The sequence below is a fragment of the Mesorhizobium robiniae genome, from assembly GCF_040545535.1.
Taxonomy (GTDB): Bacteria; Pseudomonadota; Alphaproteobacteria; order Rhizobiales; family Rhizobiaceae; genus Mesorhizobium; species Mesorhizobium robiniae.
The window spans coordinates 357,573-374,748 of record NZ_JBEPMC010000005.1 but is presented as its reverse complement, the minus strand read 5'-3'; the positions used below and the strand labels follow the sequence as shown (position 1 = coordinate 374,748).

Annotated in this window: 19 protein-coding genes; 7 read left to right on the top strand and 12 right to left on the bottom strand. The window is 62.1% G+C overall.

Going from position 1 to position 17,176, the window contains the following annotated elements; genetic code table 11:
* Complete coding sequence (locus tag ABID19_RS16595; protein ID WP_354492068.1) at nucleotides 1-777, bottom strand: SDR family NAD(P)-dependent oxidoreductase; 777 nt, start codon at nucleotides 775-777, stop codon at nucleotides 1-3.
* Nucleotides 778-1,006: 229 nt separating this feature from the next.
* Between ABID19_RS16595 and ABID19_RS16590 the strand changes: the two genes are divergently transcribed.
* The 6 genes from ABID19_RS16590 to ABID19_RS16565 all read left to right on the top strand — a co-directional run bounded on the left by ABID19_RS16590 (nucleotide 1,007) and on the right by ABID19_RS16565 (nucleotide 6,399).
* A complete protein-coding gene (locus tag ABID19_RS16590; protein ID WP_354492067.1) occupies nucleotides 1,007-1,642 on the top strand; it encodes an RraA family protein in 636 nt (211 codons plus the stop codon).
* Between the two features lie 160 nt (nucleotides 1,643-1,802).
* Nucleotides 1,803-2,912 carry a branched-chain amino acid ABC transporter substrate-binding protein gene (locus tag ABID19_RS16585; RefSeq protein WP_354492066.1) on the top strand — a complete coding sequence of 370 codons (1,110 nt, stop codon included), beginning with the start codon at nucleotides 1,803-1,805 and terminating at the stop codon, nucleotides 2,910-2,912.
* Nucleotides 2,913-3,033: 121 nt separating this feature from the next.
* Nucleotides 3,034-3,945 carry a branched-chain amino acid ABC transporter permease gene (locus tag ABID19_RS16580; RefSeq protein ID WP_354492065.1) on the top strand — a complete coding sequence of 304 codons (912 nt, stop codon included), beginning with the start codon at nucleotides 3,034-3,036 and terminating at the stop codon, nucleotides 3,943-3,945.
* Nucleotides 3,945-4,904, top strand: a complete 960-nt coding sequence (locus ABID19_RS16575; protein ID WP_354492064.1) for a branched-chain amino acid ABC transporter permease — start codon at nucleotides 3,945-3,947, stop codon at nucleotides 4,902-4,904. Before ABID19_RS16580 ends, ABID19_RS16575 begins: the two co-directional genes overlap by 1 nt.
* A gap of 2 nt (nucleotides 4,905-4,906) precedes the next feature.
* Nucleotides 4,907-5,671 carry an ABC transporter ATP-binding protein gene (locus tag ABID19_RS16570; protein WP_354492193.1) on the top strand — a complete coding sequence of 255 codons (765 nt, stop codon included), beginning with the start codon at nucleotides 4,907-4,909 and terminating at the stop codon, nucleotides 5,669-5,671.
* Nucleotides 5,671-6,399, top strand: coding sequence for an ABC transporter ATP-binding protein (locus ABID19_RS16565; protein ID WP_354492063.1), 729 nt, complete (start codon nucleotides 5,671-5,673; stop codon nucleotides 6,397-6,399). Before ABID19_RS16570 ends, ABID19_RS16565 begins: the two co-directional genes overlap by 1 nt.
* A 31-nt stretch (nucleotides 6,400-6,430) precedes the next feature.
* Here the strand turns inward: ABID19_RS16565 and ABID19_RS16560 are convergent, their stop codons facing one another.
* The 7 genes from ABID19_RS16560 to ABID19_RS16530 all read right to left on the bottom strand — a co-directional run bounded on the left by ABID19_RS16560 (nucleotide 6,431) and on the right by ABID19_RS16530 (nucleotide 13,342).
* On the bottom strand, nucleotides 6,431-7,729 hold the full coding sequence (locus tag ABID19_RS16560; protein ID WP_354492062.1) for an NAD(P)/FAD-dependent oxidoreductase: 1,299 nt from the start codon (nucleotides 7,727-7,729) through the stop codon (nucleotides 6,431-6,433).
* Nucleotides 7,722-8,471 carry an ABC transporter ATP-binding protein gene (locus ABID19_RS16555; RefSeq protein WP_354492061.1) on the bottom strand — a complete coding sequence of 250 codons (750 nt, stop codon included), beginning with the start codon at nucleotides 8,469-8,471 and terminating at the stop codon, nucleotides 7,722-7,724. The genes ABID19_RS16560 and ABID19_RS16555 overlap by 8 nt, the downstream gene beginning before the upstream one ends.
* Complete coding sequence (locus ABID19_RS16550; RefSeq protein WP_354492060.1) at nucleotides 8,395-9,225, bottom strand: ABC transporter ATP-binding protein; 831 nt, start codon at nucleotides 9,223-9,225, stop codon at nucleotides 8,395-8,397. Before ABID19_RS16550 ends, ABID19_RS16555 begins: the two co-directional genes overlap by 77 nt.
* Entirely contained in the window at nucleotides 9,222-10,217 is a 996-nt protein-coding gene (locus ABID19_RS16545) for a branched-chain amino acid ABC transporter permease (RefSeq protein ID WP_354492059.1), read from the bottom strand. The genes ABID19_RS16550 and ABID19_RS16545 overlap by 4 nt, the downstream gene beginning before the upstream one ends.
* Nucleotides 10,217-11,167 (bottom strand): branched-chain amino acid ABC transporter permease, encoded by a 951-nt coding sequence (locus ABID19_RS16540; RefSeq protein ID WP_354492058.1) that lies wholly within the window; start codon nucleotides 11,165-11,167, stop codon nucleotides 10,217-10,219. The genes ABID19_RS16545 and ABID19_RS16540 overlap by 1 nt, the downstream gene beginning before the upstream one ends.
* A 147-nt stretch (nucleotides 11,168-11,314) precedes the next feature.
* A complete protein-coding gene (locus ABID19_RS16535; protein WP_354492057.1) occupies nucleotides 11,315-12,427 on the bottom strand; it encodes a branched-chain amino acid ABC transporter substrate-binding protein in 1,113 nt (370 codons plus the stop codon).
* A gap of 141 nt (nucleotides 12,428-12,568) precedes the next feature.
* Nucleotides 12,569-13,342 carry a GntR family transcriptional regulator gene (locus ABID19_RS16530; protein WP_354492056.1) on the bottom strand — a complete coding sequence of 258 codons (774 nt, stop codon included), beginning with the start codon at nucleotides 13,340-13,342 and terminating at the stop codon, nucleotides 12,569-12,571.
* Between the two features lie 108 nt (nucleotides 13,343-13,450).
* Between ABID19_RS16530 and ABID19_RS16525 the strand changes: the two genes are divergently transcribed.
* A complete protein-coding gene (locus ABID19_RS16525; RefSeq protein WP_354492055.1) occupies nucleotides 13,451-14,212 on the top strand; it encodes a pyrroline-5-carboxylate reductase family protein in 762 nt (253 codons plus the stop codon).
* Between the two features lie 21 nt (nucleotides 14,213-14,233).
* Here the strand turns inward: ABID19_RS16525 and ABID19_RS16520 are convergent, their stop codons facing one another.
* From ABID19_RS16520 to ABID19_RS16505, 4 genes are read right to left on the bottom strand one after another with little or no spacing between them, the layout of a single operon-like run.
* The gene (locus ABID19_RS16520; RefSeq protein WP_354492054.1) at nucleotides 14,234-14,983 is read right to left on the bottom strand and encodes an SDR family oxidoreductase; all 750 of its coding nucleotides are present in this window, start codon (nucleotides 14,981-14,983) and stop codon (nucleotides 14,234-14,236) included.
* A gap of 24 nt (nucleotides 14,984-15,007) precedes the next feature.
* Nucleotides 15,008-15,931, bottom strand: coding sequence for a 3-hydroxyacyl-CoA dehydrogenase NAD-binding domain-containing protein (locus tag ABID19_RS16515; RefSeq protein ID WP_354492053.1), 924 nt, complete (start codon nucleotides 15,929-15,931; stop codon nucleotides 15,008-15,010).
* On the bottom strand, nucleotides 15,931-16,797 hold the full coding sequence (locus ABID19_RS16510; RefSeq protein ID WP_354492052.1) for a hypothetical protein: 867 nt from the start codon (nucleotides 16,795-16,797) through the stop codon (nucleotides 15,931-15,933). Before ABID19_RS16510 ends, ABID19_RS16515 begins: the two co-directional genes overlap by 1 nt.
* A gap of 1 nt (nucleotide 16,798) precedes the next feature.
* The gene (locus ABID19_RS16505) at nucleotides 16,799-17,122 is read right to left on the bottom strand and encodes an NIPSNAP family protein (protein WP_127293567.1); all 324 of its coding nucleotides are present in this window, start codon (nucleotides 17,120-17,122) and stop codon (nucleotides 16,799-16,801) included.
* Nucleotides 17,123-17,176 lie beyond the last annotated feature (54 nt).

The window sequence follows — 17,176 nt, the reverse complement described above, 5'->3', positions numbered from 1 at the left end:
TCAGTCCTTGACCGGCACCGTATAGTTCAGGATGAGACGGCCGCCATCGGGGTAGATGGTCTGGCCAACGATGTAGGAGGCGTCGTCGCTGGCTAGGAAGGACGCGACGCTGGCGATCTCCGAAGGCTCGCCACATCTCCCGCTCGGCGTGCGCGACAGGATGGTCTGGCGCTGCGTCTCGTTGGCCATGACCGAGCTCTTGACCATGTCGGTCAGGATCGTGCCCGGGCCGATGGCGTTGACGCGAATGTTGTGCGGGATCAGTCCGACAGCCATCACCGCCGTCAGTTGCTTGATGCCGCCCTTGGACACGGCATAAGCGACCGAATTGGGGATGGCCAGGATGGCGTTGATCGAAGACATGTTGATGATCGAGCCGCCACGTCCCTGCACGATCATGGCTCGTGCCGCCGCCTGGCCGAGAAGGAAGGGCGCCTTGAGATTGACACGCTGGACCCGGTCGAAGGCCTCCTCAGGGAAGTCGACGAAATCGTCCAGATGGATAACCCCGGCATTGTTGATGAGGACGTCCACGCTGCCAAAACTCTCCTTGGCCTTGGCAACGATGTCGGTTGCCATTTCCGTGGTGCATTCGGAGAGATCCGCCGATAGCCAGGCCGCGCGTTGGCCCAGACGTTCGGCATGTTCGCGCCCCCGATCGGCCTGCACGTCCACAAGCACGACATTGGCGCCATCGGCGTGAAAGCGCTCGGCGCAGGCAAGGCCCAAACCTTGCGCCGCCCCGGTGACGATCACGACTTTTCCTGCATGCTTCACGGCAAGGTCCTTTTCTAAGTTAATGGATATGTTATCCAACTTATCGCGAACTTCCGCACCATTGCAAGCCCGGATCGAGACGGCTGATTGATCGATATGGGCCTATTTCGCCCAAATTTGCGCAGCTTTCGGCTTTTTTCACCAGATCGCGCAATCCGGTTGACTTTCCCAAACTAATCATGATTGGATAATATATTCACAGTGGTGCCGATAGACGGGAGAGCCGGAGATGGCAGGTGGGCTTCGGGAAAGCGAAATGATCGACGCGTTCCGTGCTTTTGCGACGCCGTTGATCAGCGATAATCTCGCTCGTGTCCCCGGGGCTATCGGGCTGCGGCCGTTTCATCGTGCCAGCGGCGTCATGGCGGGGCGGGCGCTGACGGTCAGGACGCGCCCCGGCGACAACCAGTTCATCCATCGCGCGCTCGATTTGGTGCAACCCGGTGACGTCGTCGTCGTGGATGGCGGTGGCTATGAGGGGCGCGCGCTGGTCGGCGAGATCATGACGAGCGTTGCGGCCTCACGCGGCGCCGCGGGCATCGTCATCGACGGCGCCATTCGCGACGCGGGCGCCATCGGCCGCAATCCGTTTCCATGCTTTGCACGGTCGGCCATTCATCTGGGACCCTACAAGGATGGGCCGGGAGCCATCAACGTTCCCGTCTGTGTGGGCGGCATGGTCGTCAGTCCGGGCGACATCGTTGTCGGCGACGAGGATGGTGTCGTGGCGTTTCCGGTCGACGGCGCTGCCGCCTTGCTGGCCGCCGTCCGCGCGCAAGAGGCCCGCGAAGCCGAAATCATGCAGAGCATCAGGGAGAACCGCTATCAGGGGGCGTATGCCCGGGCCGCTGGCGGAAGTCATTGATCTGTCTGGTCAGATCCCGACGGTGCAGATCAGATTGCTGGCTCGGGATCTTCTGAACATGACCATCCCGAACCTTCCGCGAACGGTTCGGCAACAAGGCAGAAGAATGCATTCCGGGCACGCTGCCCGGATGCGCCAACAGGGGAAAATGGAGAGAAAAATGGTTGATTTCTTCAAGAAGCTTGCTTGTGCCACCGCCTTTGCCGGGCTGGGGATGACTACCGTGGCCTTGGCTGCCGACATCAAGATCGGCATCGTGGCCCCAATGACTGGCCAATTGGCCAGCGAAGGGCAGGATATGGAGAACGCCGTCAAGATGGCGATCGATGCCGCCAATGCAAAGGGCGGCGTCAACGGCGACAAGATCACCACCACCACCGCCGACGATGCCTGCGATCCGCAGCAGGCGGTGACGGCGGGCAGCAAGCTCGTCTCGGAGGGCGTGACCGCCATCGTCGGCGGCTACTGTTCGGGCGCTGTCTTGCCGACATTGAAGATCTATGGTGACGCCGGCATTCCCTTCGTCATCATCGGCGCGAATTCGACCAAGCTGGTCGCCGCCAATCAGGGCAATGCCTTTCTCGCCAATTCAACCGGTGACATGCAGGCGATAACGGCCGTCGAACTCTTCAAGAAGAACGGCTACAAGAAGATCGCGGTCATAGACGAAGGCGACGCCTATTCGTCCGACCTCGCCAAGCTGACCGCCGAAGCCTTCAAGAGCGCCGGCGGCGAGATTGCCGCCAAGGAAACCACCACCGCCGGCGAGCAGGACTATTCGGCGGTCGTCACCAAAGTCAAATCGAGCGGCGCGGACGCTGTCTTCTGGACCGCCTATCATGCCGGGGGCGCCTTGCTCACCAAGCAGCTTCGGCAGGCAGGGTTCCAGGGCGGCATCGTGCTGGGCGACGGCAACAACTCCCCGGAATATCTGGAGATCGCCGGCTCGGCGGGTGAGGGCGTGTACCTATTGTCCCCGCCGACCGTCGACCTCTTGTCCGGCGCGGGCGATTTCAAGGCCAAGTACAAGGAAGCCCACGGCCGCGACGCCGGTGCCTATGCAGCTCTCTCCCACGATGTGGGTGACCTGATCGTCGATGCTATCGCGCGGGCCAAGTCGGCGGATCACAAGGCAATCGTCGGGGCGCTCAAGGCCAGCGACTTCAAGGGTCTCGCCGGTGAAATCAAGTTCACCGACAAGAACACGCTGCAGACGTCCAACTTCCGCCCGGTGATTGCCAAGGGCGGCAAGTGGGTGGCTGTCGAGTAAGGTCAAGGCAGTCTTCACGCCGAGGCGGGGCTGGCGCCGCCTCGGCGGCGCTATTTGCCGATTGTCTGGCACACCTGACGCCGCCCAGCCAAGACTTCTCAATTCCGCACCCGGAGCATCAATGACGCTCGACCTGATTATTCAGCAACTGGTGAACGGCCTTATCGTCGGCTCGTTCTATGCCCTGATCGCGCTCGGTTACAGCATGGTCTTCGGTGTCATCAAGCTCCTGAATTTTGCCCATGGCGACATCTACATGAGTGGGGCTTTCGTCGGCCTTATTGTGTTTTCCTCCGTGGGCATATGGATCGGCAATGGCTGGCTGGGTGTCGTCAGCGCCCTGCTGGTGTCGATGCTGGCTGTCGGCTTGCTCGGCGTTGTCATCGAGCGCTTCGCCTATCGGCCGATGCGCAACGCGCCGCGTCTCTCCATCCTTATCACGGCGCTCGGTGCCTCGATGGCGCTGAACGGCGCGGCACTCGCTTTCACCGGCGGAAGACACTACGCGTTCAATACGGACCTCGGTTTTGCCGGTGTTGATATCTCCTCGGTCCACATCACTTACACACAGATGGTGCTTGTCGCCGCCTCCATCTCCCTGATGGCCGGGATGCAGATATTCATCTCGCGCACCATGTACGGCAAGGCGATGCGCGCGGTGTCCATCGACATGGGCGCAAGTCGCCTGATGGGCATCGATGTCGATCGGGTGATTGCATTGACCTTCTTCATGGGCTCGGCGCTCGCCGCCGGCGGCGGAGTTATGGCCGGCGCCTACTATGGCAGCGTCCATTTCTTCATGGGATTTATCATGGGGCTGAAGGCCTTCACCGCCGCTGTCATAGGCGGGATCGGCAGCGTGCCGGGCGCCATGCTTGGCGGCTTGCTGCTTGGCCTGCTTGAGGCTTTCGGCTCGTCCTTGCCCTTCGTTGGCTCGGAATGGCGCGACGTCTTCGTATTCGGCGCGCTGATCCTGTTCCTCGTTTTCAAGCCAACCGGCATTCTCGGCCGCTCAATCGTGGAGCGGGTCTGATGACCGACGAAACAAGAATCTTGCCGGCCGTCCAGCAAACGCGATTGATGCGCCCTTGGTTTGTGTTTCCTGGGCTGGCGGCGCTCGCCTGCGCGGTGATGCTGCCCCAATTTGCCAATGCTTATGTGACCGAGGTGGCAACCACCGCTCTGCTCTATGTCGTGTTATGCCTCGGCCTGAACATTGTTGTCGGCTATGCAGGCTTGCTCGACCTCGGCTACGCCGCCTTCTTCGCGGTGGGCGCGTACACAACAGGGATTTTGACGGCGGAGTTCGGTTTCAATTTCTGGCTCAGCATTCCGGTTGCCATGGCGGCAGCCTGCGTGGCTGGCATCATCATTGGCGCTCCAACATTGAGGCTGCGCAGTGACTATCTGGCGATCGTGACGCTGGGCTTTGGTGAGATCGTGCGTATCGTCGCCCGCAACCTCGATATCACCGGTGGCGCCAGCGGCCTGATCGGTATCGAGCGACCAGAGCTCTTTGGCATCAAGCTAATGCAGGTGCAGCACTTCTACTATGCGTTCCTGGTGCTCGCTCTGCTCACCGCTTTCGTCTGCCTGAGTGTGGAACGATCGCGCATGGGACGTGCCTGGTTCTACGTTCGCTACGACGAGGACGCTGCTGCCGGCATCGGCATCAACCGGGTCTCGGCCAAGCTGCAGGCCTACATGATGGGAGCCGTGATCGCTTCCGTGGCCGGATGCCTCTACGCCGCCAAGATGACTGCCATCTCGCCGGAAAGCTTCACCTTCAACCAATCGCTTCTCATCCTTCTCGGCGTCGTCCTGGGTGGCATGGGGCGCATTCCCGGTGTCGTGCTTGGCGCTGTTCTGGTCGCCCTGCTTCCAGAGGTACTGCGCGGGGCAGGCACCTATCGTCCGCTGGTGATCGCGATCGCGCTGCTGGCGATCATGCTCTTCAGGCCGAACGGTCTGTGGCCGGACAAGCGGGTTTGACCATGGCCTTGCTGGAAGTCAGCGATCTGCGTCTCAGCTTTGGCGGCTTGAAGGTCCTTGATGATATCTCGTTCTCGGTGGAGAAGGGCGCCATAAACAGTCTTATCGGGCCGAACGGGGCCGGCAAGACATCGCTCTTCAACTGCCTGACGGGATTCTACAAGCCAAAGGGCGGCTCGATCAGGCTGGGCGGCCGGCCGATTGCCGGTTTGCCGCCGCATCGCATCACCGCGCTCGGCCTTGCCCGCACATTTCAGAACATCCGGCTGTTCAAGGAAATGTCCGTTCTGGAGAACGTCATGTCCGGCCAGCACTGCCGCAGCCGCCACGGCATTATCTCGGCGATCTTGCATTTGCCGTCGCAGCGGCGCGAGGAGGAGAATATCCGCGCAGTCGGGATGCACTGGCTCGATTTCGTCGGCATTGAGGAGCATGCGCATCGTCTTGCAGGGGGGCTTTCCTACGGCGATCAACGGCGGCTCGAACTGGCACGGGCTCTGGCGTCGACGCCAGAGCTCATCCTGCTGGACGAACCCGCCGCCGGCCTGAACGAGCGTGAGAAGCTGGAGCTGGTAGATCTGATCCGCCGTATCCGCGACGAGACCGGCGTCACGGTCCTGCTGATCGAGCACGATATGGGCCTTGTCATGCAGGTCTCGGAAAAGATCGTGGTGTTCGACTACGGCCAGAAGATCGCCGACGGCACGCCAGAGGCCGTACGTGCGGACCCCAAAGTCATCGAAGCCTATCTCGGTACGGAGGATTGATGGACTCCGATATTGTTCTTTCCGCCGATCGCATCGTTACGCGCTACGGCGGCATCGAGGCCCTTCATGGCATCAGCCTTTCGGTCAAGCGCGGTCAGATCGTCGCCCTGCTCGGTGCGAATGGTGCCGGCAAAAGCACGACCTTGCGCACGCTGTCCGGCCTCATTGCAGCGTCCTCTGGAAATGTCCGCTTCATGGGTGAGGACATAACCAAGGTTCCTGCTCACCGTCTGCCTCACCGCGGGCTCGTCCACGTCCCCGAGGGGCGGCGCATTTTCGGCGACATGACGATCAAGGAGAACCTTGACCTCGGCTCATTTACGCTCGCCGACGACGTAGAGCGCCGCCGGCGGCTGGATCACGTTTTTGAACTCTTCCCCATCCTGGCGCGCAGACAGAATGGCGAGGCAAGGAACTTGTCGGGGGGAGAGCAGCAAATGCTGGCGATCGGCAGGGCTTTAATGGCCGCGCCCAATGTGCTCTTGCTCGATGAGCCGTCAATGGGCCTGGCGCCGCAATTGATCAAGGAAGTCATGAACATCGTCCAGCGCCTCAATCGCGAAGGCGTGACCATCTTGCTTGTCGAGCAGAACAGCAAAGTCGCCTTGAAATTCGCCGACTACGGCTATGTTCTCAAGGCCGGGCGCATCGTTCTTGAGGGACGAGGCAGTGATCTTGCGAGCAACGAGGCCGTCATCAGCGCCTATTTAGGCGGTGTTGCCGCCTAGCACCGTACGAACGATGAGAACTCCGTCCGTGTTACTTTACCGGGAGCAGGTGATCCTGCAGGCGGTTCCAGGGGTGCATGCGGTTGGCGACCTGCACCGCGATCGGGTGAAACGGAACTGGCTTCATGTTCGTGACCGGCAGCGACATCTGCTCATCCGTGCGCCGACCTGCCGCCCAGCGGCCGATTTCCTGGCCAAGTGACATCGAAAGTGCCACGCCACGACCGGAATAGACGCCCCCAAACACAAGACCGGGCGCCAGGCGATAAAGGCGCGGCCTGCGGTCGGGCACCACGGCGAACGTCCCGTGCCAATATTCGGTCATTCTTGGCTCGCCGCCAAATGCAGCAAAGGCCCTGCTGAGCATGCGCGATACCTTGGCGCGGCCGCGATCGGCCTCGTCGAACCAAAATGTATGCGTACCACCGCTCACCAGCCGATTGTCACGGTCATAGTGGAAATAGCGGATGTCATTGCGCATGTCGGATACGGCCGGATTGCCGACGAGGATTTTTTCGCGCATTTCCTCCGGTAGAGGATCGGTTGCCGCCTGGAACACCTTGAATGGCACGAGCGTCCTCTTCAGCCCTGGCCAGATGTCATTGGTCAACGCATTCGTCGCCAGCACCACTTCCGATGCCGTGACGCTTCCCGATTGAGTGAAGACGCGCCAGCCGCTTTCCACCTTCTCGAGCCGCGTCGCACGGGAGTTCTCGCGGATGGTCACGCCTTCGCGCTCGAGCGCGGCCGCAAGACCGATGGTCATGGCAAACGGATTGATGTGGCCCGAATTGTGCACCATCCAGCCGCCGAGATAGGGACTGCCGATGCGCGCAGTGACTTCGTCGCGGTCAAGGCTGGAGACATTGGCGCCGAAGGCTTTCCACTCCTCGCAAAACTGGCGCGTGCGAATAAGCGTCGCCTCGGTGTGCGCCGGCTGGATCCAGCCTTCCTGCACTTGGTGGGCATCGATGTTGAAGCGCTGCATCAGGCCGAAGGCGACGCCGGCCGCGTCTGCCACCATGCGGTTGTAGCGGTCGCCGATGGTTTTGCCATACGCCGCTTCGAACTCCGAAGGCGATGCCTTGGAATGATGCGAGATGACGAGGCCGTTGTTGCGGCCGGATGCTGCCGATCCGATCTCGTTGCCTTCGAGGAGGATCACATCGACGCCGCTGTCGCGCGCCCCCAGCGCTGCGGCCATGCCGGTGAAGCCGCCGCCGACGACCAGCACGTCCGTCTTCAGGTCGCCTTGCAGCGCGGGAGCCGTTTGGCGCACGTTCGCAGTCTTGCGCCAGAGATGCGGGGTTTTCCAATCGACTTCAAACATGAAGCACTTCCTCGGTGACCCCGCCGAGATAGTGCTCGCTCAATGCCGAGTGCGCGGCCATTTCCTGCGCTGGCCCATGCAGCTTCACTCTGCCGGTGTTCAAGAGATAGGCGTAGTCGCCGCATTCAAGCGCGAGCTGAACGTTCTGCTCGACGAGCAGGATGGAAATGCCGTTGCGCGACAGGTCGAGGATGATGCGGAAGATCTGGTGCACGATCTTCGGCGCAAGGCCGAGAGACGGTTCGTCGAGCATCAGAAGTTTCGGCTCGGCCATCAGCGCGCGGCCGATCGCAAGCATCTGCTGCTGGCCGCCGGACATGCGGCTCGCCAAGCCGTTGCGCCGCTCCTTTAACACCGGAAAGAGATCGAATGCCTCGGCGCGCAGCGTTTCGAAACTCTTGCCGCCACGGCCGATATGGGCAGCGACCAGATTTTCCTCGACCGTGAGGCGCTGGAAGATCTGCCGGCCTTCCGGGCAATGAGTGATGCCGAGGCGCACGACCTGCTCGGGCCGCATGCCGGTGATGTCGCGTCCTTCGAAGGTGATGCTGCCTGCGGTCGGACGCGCCACGCCGGAGATGGAGTTGAGCAGCGTCGTCTTGCCGGCGCCGTTCGGGCCGAGCACGACGACGATCTCATGCGGATCGACTTCGAGGTCTATGTCTTCAAGAACGCCGACGCGCCCGTATCCCGAGCTGAGCCCGGCGATCCTGAGCAGCGGCTCGGATGTCGTCGATGTCATTGGCGGTTCCCAGATAGGCGAGTTGGACCTCGGTGCTGGCCTGCACCTCGGTGGGCGTGCCTCGAAAAAGCAGCTTTCCGTGATGCATGACGATGATGCTGTCGCAGAGCGCCATGACCAGATCCATGTCGTGCTCGACGACGATCATGATCCGGTCGGGCGAACGCAGTGCGGTGAGTTTGGCAGTCAGCTCCGCCGTCTCGTGATGGTTCAATCCGGCGGCGGGCTCGTCAAGCAGCAAGACGCGCGGGTTGCAGACCAGCGCGCGGGCGATTTCAAGCATGCGTTGCCGGCCATAGGGCAGGCCGCCGGCATCGGCCTCGGCGTAGCCCTGCAGGTCGAAGAAACGCAATATCTCCATGCATTTTTCGCGACGGCGCTGCCGCTGGGCTGTGGCGTAGGGCGGCCAGACCACTTCCTTCCAGGTCCCAGCGACCTCGGCGGGATAGAAACAGACTTCGAGGTTCTCGATCACCGTCATCTGATCGAAGAGGCGGATGTTCTGATATGTGCGGGCGATACCCGAATTGGCGATCTGGTATTTCTTGAGCGTATCGAGGCGCTTGCCGTCGAGCGTGATCGACCCTGAGGAGACCGTGTAGGAGCCCGCGGTCATGTTGATGAGCGTCGACTTGCCGGCGCCGTTCGGTCCAATCACGCCGTGGATCATGCCGGGGGTGAAGGAAGTCGATACGTCGTCGATGGCGACGACCTCGCCATACTCCTTGCGAAGGCTCTGAAAGACCAGCGTCATTTTCCGAAGAGCCCCCGGATGAGCTTCTCAGGCCCGAAACTGCGCGGCACGATGCCGGCCGGGCGCACGATGATAAGGAAAATCATCAGCAGCCCGAGGAAGAGGATGCGCCATTCGGCGAATTCGCGCAGCACTTCCGGCAGCAGGATCAGGATCGCCGCGCCGGCGACGATGCCGAGAATGTTGCCGATGCCGCCAACCACGATCATCAGCACGATCAGCACGGATTCCTGAAGCGTGAAGCTCTCCGGGCTGACGAAACGCTGAGAGGCGCCGAAGATCGCGCCGGCGATCGAGCCGATCGTCGCGGATGTGGCGAAGGCGGCGAGCTTGGCGTTGGTCGTGTTGATGCCGATGCCGCGCGCGGCGTCCTGATCTTCGCGGATCGCGGCCCAGGCCTTGCCGAGGATGGAACGTTCCAGTCGCCAGGCCACCACACCGGCAATGACGACGACGACAAGCAGCAGCCAGAAGAACTCGACGGGGCGGGCGATCTGCAAGCCGAGGATCGAGGCCTTGTCGAGGCGGGCGATGCCTTGCGGCCCGCCGGTGAGCCAGTCGAGATTGTTGATGATGATGCGGATGATCTCGCCGAAGCCGAGCGTGACGATGGCGAGATAATCGCCGCGCAGCCTGAGCACCGGAATGCCGAGCAATATGCCGGTTATCGCGCCAAGGCAGGCAGCGATGACCAGAATAAGCAGGAAAGGCAAATGCAGGTCGAACTGGGGGCTGGCCAGCAGCGCATAGGTGTATGCGCCAACCGCATAGAACGCGACGAAGCCGAGATCGAGCAGTCCCGTGTAGCCGATCACGATGTTCAGGCCGATGCCGAGCAGGATGTAGATCAGCAGGCTGTTGATGACGCGGACGTAGTAGTTGGGCAGAAAGGGCGTCGCCACGATCAATGCGATTGCTATGGCGAAGACGAGAAGCGGAACGATCCGGCTTGAACGCGGCCTGACAGCGGTGCGAGCCTCGGCAACGGACATCAGAACTCCCTCTTGTACACGACGCTTTCCTCGGACACGGTCTCGCCCAATATGCCGGCGGGACGAACGAGAAGCACGAGTATGAGGATCGCGAAGGTGAGCACGTCGCGATATTCGGTGCCCAGCACGCCATGGGTGACGACAGGCAGCAGCGCGGTTCCGCCAACTTCGACGAAGGCGAGGATGAAGGCGCCAAGCATGGCGCCGGGAATGGAGCCGATGCCGCCGAGGATCGCGGCTGTGAATGCTTTCAGTCCAATGACCGCGCCCATGGTCGGCGACATGATGCCGTAATAGCTGGCATAGAGGATGCCGCCCGCCGCGCCGAGCAACGGCCCGACGAAGAACACCATCGAGATCGCGCCGTTGACGTTGATGCCCAGGAGCTGCGCCGTGGGGCGGCTTTCCGATACGGCGCGCACGATGATGCCGATACGGCTGCGGTTGACGAGGAAATGGAGGCCGAACATCAACACGAAGGCGGCGACCAGGATGCCGATCTGCATCGAGGTGATGGTGCCGCCCATCACCTCGTAGCGGACGACGGGAAAGAAGCTCGGGAAGGCGACCGGCTGCGGGCCGGCGAGAATCTGTATACCGGTAACCAGCGAAAGCGAGACGCCAAGCGAGGAGAGCATCGGCGCAAGGCGGGTGGAGTTTCTGAGTGGCTTGTAGGCAACTCTTTCAATGCCGACGCCCACGGCGCCGACCAGGAAAATCGCTATGACAAAAGCCATGGCAAGCGCAATGGCGCCTGCCATGCCGACATCGCCGACGAGCATGCTGAGCAGCAGAAAGGCGACATAGGCGCCGAGCATGAACATCTCGCCATGGGCGAAATTGATCATGCGCAGCACGCCGTAGACCATGGTGTAGCCGAGCGCGATCAGCGCGTAGATGGAGCCGATGGTCAAGGCATTGACCGTCTGTTGAATGAGGTTTCCCAGCATGGGCTGGCGTCCTGTGCAAGGGGTTCCGATCGACCGGTCGAGCCGGAAAGACAAGCGCTCGACACGGCCGCCGCACGTTGTCAGGCGAGGCCGTCGACAGGCAATGGGAGCCGCATGCGAACGGCAGGCAGCTCCGGCGCCAGGCTGCTATTTCGAGCCGACAAGCTGGAAGTTCGACCCATCGACCTTGTAGAGGTAGGATGGGGCGACTTTAAGTTCGCCTGTCTCGTCGAATTCTAGGTCACCGACAGCGGTCTTGACCTTGACTGCGTGCAGCGCCGCGTTGAGGTCCTCGCGCGTCAGGCCCTTGGTCGTCTTCAGCACCTGCTCGAGGATCTGGCCCTGGACATAGCCGTAAATCGAGTACGGGCCGGCTTCCTCGCCGTACTTGGCCTTGTAGGCCTTGGCGAAATCGGCAATTGCCGGCGAGGCATCCATCGGCGGCACCTGGATGGCGACGAGCGTGCCCTGGACGCTAGGTTCGCCAGCCTGCTTGATGAGGTCCGGCGTATAGCCGCCGTCGGGCACGATCAGCGTGGCGGTGATGCCCTGCTCATGCATCTGCTTTGCAAACAGCGCCAGCTGCGGCATGACGGCGCCGAGATAGATCACGTCAGGCTTCTTCGGTTTGATTTGCGCCAGGACAGCGGTGAAGTCCACGTCGCTCGGCGCAACGGCAATGGTGTTGAGAAGCGTGCCGCCGCCAGCCTGGAAGTTCTTGGCGAAGATTTCGGAGATTCCCTGCCCGAAAACCTGCTTGTCGTTGACGACAAGGGCGGTCTTAGCGCCAAGCTTGCCGATCGCGTATTCGGCCGGCAGCAGCGCGCCGGCGAGGTCATTGGCAACCGGACGTACCATGAACTGGTAGCCCTGCTTGGTGAGCGAGGGGTTGGAGCCGAAGGTCATCGTCGGCAGCGTGCAGTCCTCGTAGATCGGCAGAGTTGACTGTGCGACGCCGGAATTGAAGTTGACAAGGCCAAGGACCACCTCGTCATTGTCGCAAAACTTCTGCGCCACGAGCGTTCCCTCGCGCGGGTCCGCCTTGTCGTCTTCCTGCTCATAGGCGACGGTCACCCCATTAACCCCGCCGTCGGCGTTCAGCTTGTCGACGTAGAGCTTGAAGCCGTTATGCCATGTGGTGCCGAAATAGGCCTGCGGGCCGGAGAGCGGAGCCGACAGACCAACCGTGATCTGCTCGGCCATGGCCGGCGCTGCGAACAGCGATGCTCCGAAAAGAAGTGCGGCGGTAAATTTCTTCATGATGGTTCCCCTTGACTACTGATCACTACGGGAGCGGCCGTTGCGGTCTTCAACTCCCTTGTGATCCATCGAAGCAGACAAAGAGGCTGTCGTCAAGAAAGTGTCGACACTATTGCGTTCAATTTTGTGGTCAGATACCGGTTAGACGTCGCGAGTCCTTCGGCGGCGCTTCAGTTCGGCGCCATTGTCGGGCGCGAAAACCCTGAGCAGGGCGTCCTTGAGCGCTTGCTGCGTGGCGGAGACGGTCATTTCGATATGTTCGCGCAACAGTTTCGCGCCATTCTCCGCATCGCGCTTGACGGCGGCGTCGACGATTGCCGAGTGGGAGGTGATCTGCGCCCTGTCATGCGAGGGGTGTTCGATCTGGATGCGCCTGATGAAGCGAATGCGCGCATTGATGGAAGCAAGCTGGCCGACGATTTCCGGATTGCCGGAAAGTTCGGCGATGAGCAGATGAAAGCCTTCGTCCTCCGCCAGGATGATGTCCGGCGGCTGGTTCGGGTAGACATCGACGATCGCTTCCCAATACTGCCGCAAACGGTCGATCTCGCTGTCATCCGCGCGCTCGCACATCAGTTTGAAGGCGGCGCATTCGATGATGGAGCGCAATTCGTAAAGGTCGAGCAGGCCTTCGGTGCTGAGGCTCCTGACGAAGAAGCCGCGATTGGGCGTCAGCGAAACGAAGCCTTCCGAGGCAAGCCGGTTCAGCGCCTCCCGGATAGGGGTGCGCGACACGCCGAGGCTGCGCGAAAGCTGAACCTCGTTGATGCGCTCGCCGGGCTTGAGCTTGAACTCGACGAGAAGCTTGCGGATGGTGTTGTAGGCGCGTTCGCTGCTGTCGGCGGTGCGGCGCGTTTCGGCGTCGTTCGCAAGCGACGGCTCGCTGTCGGCGCCGGTCTCGGCTCGTTCGGTCATGAAGATTCCAATCTGATTTGTCTACAGGCGGTGTCGACACTTTGATGCGCCTTTGTTTCCCAACTTTCTGTGAATGGCAAGCGGCAGGTTCGAACCCCGGAGACAACAATGATCATAGGCATTCTTGGCGTCGGGCATCTGGCGGCGTCCATGCTGGCTGGTTTCCTGCGTTCCGGGCTCGACCCCGCAGCAATCCTCCTGTCTCCACGTGGCAAGGCCGCGGTGCTTTCCGCCCGGCACGGCTTTCAGCTTGCGGCCGACAATCGCGACCTCGTCGAACGGTCGGACGTCGTGGTTCTTTCCGTGCGGCCTCAGCACGCGCCGGAGACGGTTGCAGGCTTGCCGTGGCGTATCGGACAGACAGTGGTTTCGGTTTGTGCCGGCGTGCCTTTGTCGCGGCTTGATGTTGCACCCGCGCGCGCCGTGCGCGCCATGCCGTTCACCGCTTCCGAGATCGCCGCAAGCCCGACGGTCTATTTCCCCGACGTCGGAGAGGCGCGGGCGGTTCTCGATCGGCTCGGACCCTCGATCGCGCTCCCCAGCGAGAATGACTTCGAGGTGGCGACGGTCAGCGCCGCAGTGTACGGCTGGGCGCAGGATCTGATCCGCAAGACGGCTGAATGGTCGAGTGCCGAAGGCCTCGACCCGGCAATTTCCCGCCGGCTGGCGGCCATGACCTTCGTGGCGGCCGGGCAGCTGATTGCCGAGAAGGACGAACCGATGGACCAGATGCTCGAAGAACTGGTGACACCGGGTGGCATCACCGAAAGGGGACTGCAGGTTCTTTCACTACGCGGCGTGCCAGCGGCGTGGGAGGAAGCTTGCGTAGCGGTGCTCGACAAATTGACCAAGCGACGATTTGATGCCTAAGCGCGTCGCCGACGCCACGCGTCAGCGTTGCGGCGCGGGCGGATAGATCTGGCCGCCTGATGCCTGTTCGCTTGGCGCGACGATCAGTTCGGCGATATCGACGTGATCGGGCAAACGCAGCGCGGAAACGAGCACGGTGGCGATGTCTGCCGGCCCAAGCGGCCGCTGTTCGGAATACATGCGTTTGCGCAGGCCTTCGCGGTCGCCGTCGAACGCCTTCAGGTAGAAATCCGTTTCCACGCGCCCGGGAGCGATCTCGGTCAGCCGTACCCCTGTGCCTGCCAGATCAAAGCGCAGGATGCGGCCGGCCTGCGAGAGGCCTGCCTTGGCCGCGCCATAGGTCGTCGTGCCTGGAAAGACGCCGCTTGCCGCAGTGCTGGTCATGTTGAAGATATGACCACGCTTGCGCGCGATCATGCCGGGCAACAGCAGGCGGATGAGCTGCAGCGGCGCGGTGAGGTTCAGCGCCACCACCTCGGCTGTCTCTTCCGCGCTCTGCTCATACAGGGGACGCACGGTTGCCAGACCGCCGGCGTTGTTGACCAGCACATCGATTTCAGCCGCGCCGAGCGCTGAGGCGATCGCTTCATGGTCGCGCACATCGGCGACAAGCGGCTTTACATTTGGTCCGAGGCGCTGCTGCAGGACCCGCAGCGCGTCGTGGCTGCGCGCGAGCGCATGGACCGTCAATCCTTCCGCGATCAGGCTCTCGACGATTGCCGCACCGATGCCTTTCGAGGCGCCGGTGACGAGGGCGGTGCGGTAGTTCATGGCCGTTCTCCTGAACCGTGATGATTAGAGTGCGCCGCGTTCGGCCACCGTTTTCAAAATGCCGACGAGGCCGGCTTCGCGCGCTGCCTTCAGTTCCTCCTGGCTGCGTCCGTCGACCGCAGCACCCGTCGAAGTCGTGATCGCGCCGATCGTCTCGTCATCGAGCTTGGCGTCGAGCAGCGTGTCCCAGATCGCCTGATATGTCGGGCCATATTTGCGCAGAAAGTCCTCGATGCCGTCGGCGTTAAGGCTGTTGGAAATGAACGAACCCTGCAGCGTCCATTTCGGTCCCGGCCCGTACATGAAAGCGCGATCGACATCCTCGACGGAGGCGACGCCATCGCGCACCAGCGCGATCGCCTCGCGCCACATCGCGCCCATCAGGCGCAGGGCAATGTGGCCTGTCACTTCGCGGTTGAGCGTCACCGGCTTCTTGCCGATCGCTTCATAGATCGCGCGTGCCTGGGCGATTGCCCGCGGATCGGTTGCCTTGCCGCCGACGATTTCGACCAGCGGCATCAAATGCGCCGGGTTGAAGGGATGACCGAGCACGATGCGGCCGGGCAGGCGGCATTCGGCCTGCATGTCGGACACGAGCAGGGCCGAGGAGGAAGACGCGATGGCGATCTCATCGCCGATATGATCTTCGATCTCGGCCAGCAACCGGCGCTTGAGAGCTAGGTCCTCGGGACCGTTCTCCTGCACGAAATCGACGCCTTCGAGTGTCTCGGCCAGGGTCGGCAACAAACGGATCGGACCCGGTGCGGGCGAAGGCCCCTTCAACGCGTCAAGGTCGGCCATGAGTGCAGGCAGCGCTTCGCTGAAAGCTGCCTCGCGCCGTTCCGTCGGGTCGAATACGCGCACCGCGTGGCCGGCATGGGCAAAGCAGGCCGTCCAGCGCTGCCCGATCACACCGAAGCCGACGATGCCGATGGTCAGCTTTTCCATTACGCGGCTCTCCTGCCATCAAGCGCTGCACGGAAGGCTTCATTGAGGTCGTTCCACGGGATCAGCAGGTCGAGCCAGGCGCCTACTCGCCCGGCCACCAGGATTGCCTCGTCGATCAAGGCATCGAAAGCATGTCCTTCGCCCATCGCCGCCTTGAGCCGGAAAAGCAGGGCCGGCGTTTCCTCCATGTGGCAGAAGTCGCGCAGGCGTGTCGCGGCCTTGTCGAGCGCGAGGGCGGCCGCCTGGCGTCGCACTGCTTCGTCCTTGCCGCGTTCGGCGCGAATCCACCACAGGAATTCATGCAGCACCCGGGCTTCCGACTCCGCGGTGAAGACGGGGCCTGCCGGATGCATGATGGCGCGGGACGTGGTGATACCACTGATGTCGGCGGGACAAGCCGCCCACAGCGCCTTGCGTGCGGCGACGATATCTTGCGGCAGCAGCGTCAAAGCCGATGGCTCCGGCGCCACGCCATCCGATCTGCCAAGCGTGCCGTCCAGGACACGGCGGCCCTGGTCGTGTTTCAGTGTCGCAGCAAGCTCGGCAATGCCTGCCACCGGCGCGTCGAGATGCCCGAGAACGGTGATCTCGGCATTCTCCGCCTGCAGCGGCGCGAAGGTGATTTCGAGAAACTGCCGCACCGGCCAGTAGATGAAGGCGCCAGCGGTCGCCGAAAGCACATGCGTCGCACCCTCCAGATCCTCGACGAACGGCGCGTGCCAATAGATATGGCTGCCGGCGATCTTGGGCGTGTGGAGTTGCAGGCGCATGGGCAGGGCCGAAAGCAACGCACGGCGGGTGCGGCCGGCGTCGCCGGTAAGGCGAAGCGGCCAGCTTCGCCCTTCGGCAGAGAAAATCAGGTCCATCTTATTTCCCGGGATTGAAGAAGGAGACGGGTTTCAGGATCTGGTTGCGCATATCGAGAAGATAGTCGGTCTCGATCACCTTGCGCCGATAGGCCTGCCATTCGGGATCGGCCTCCATGCGGTCGCGCCGCTCCTCCCGGTCGGCAAGGCTTTCATATTTCCACAAATGAACGGTGCGCGAGAGGTCCCCGATATGGGTCTGGAAGAAGCCGAAAGGCTCGCCCAGATAGTGCCGCTGCATCGGCAGGCCGACATCCTCGTAAAGCTTGAGGAAATGCGAAAGCTTGTTTGGACGGGCGGTGTAGGTACGATGGTCGAAGATCATCCTGGTCACTCCTTCTGGCATTCTGTTCCGGCGCCCTCGGCGCCGGCATGGTGT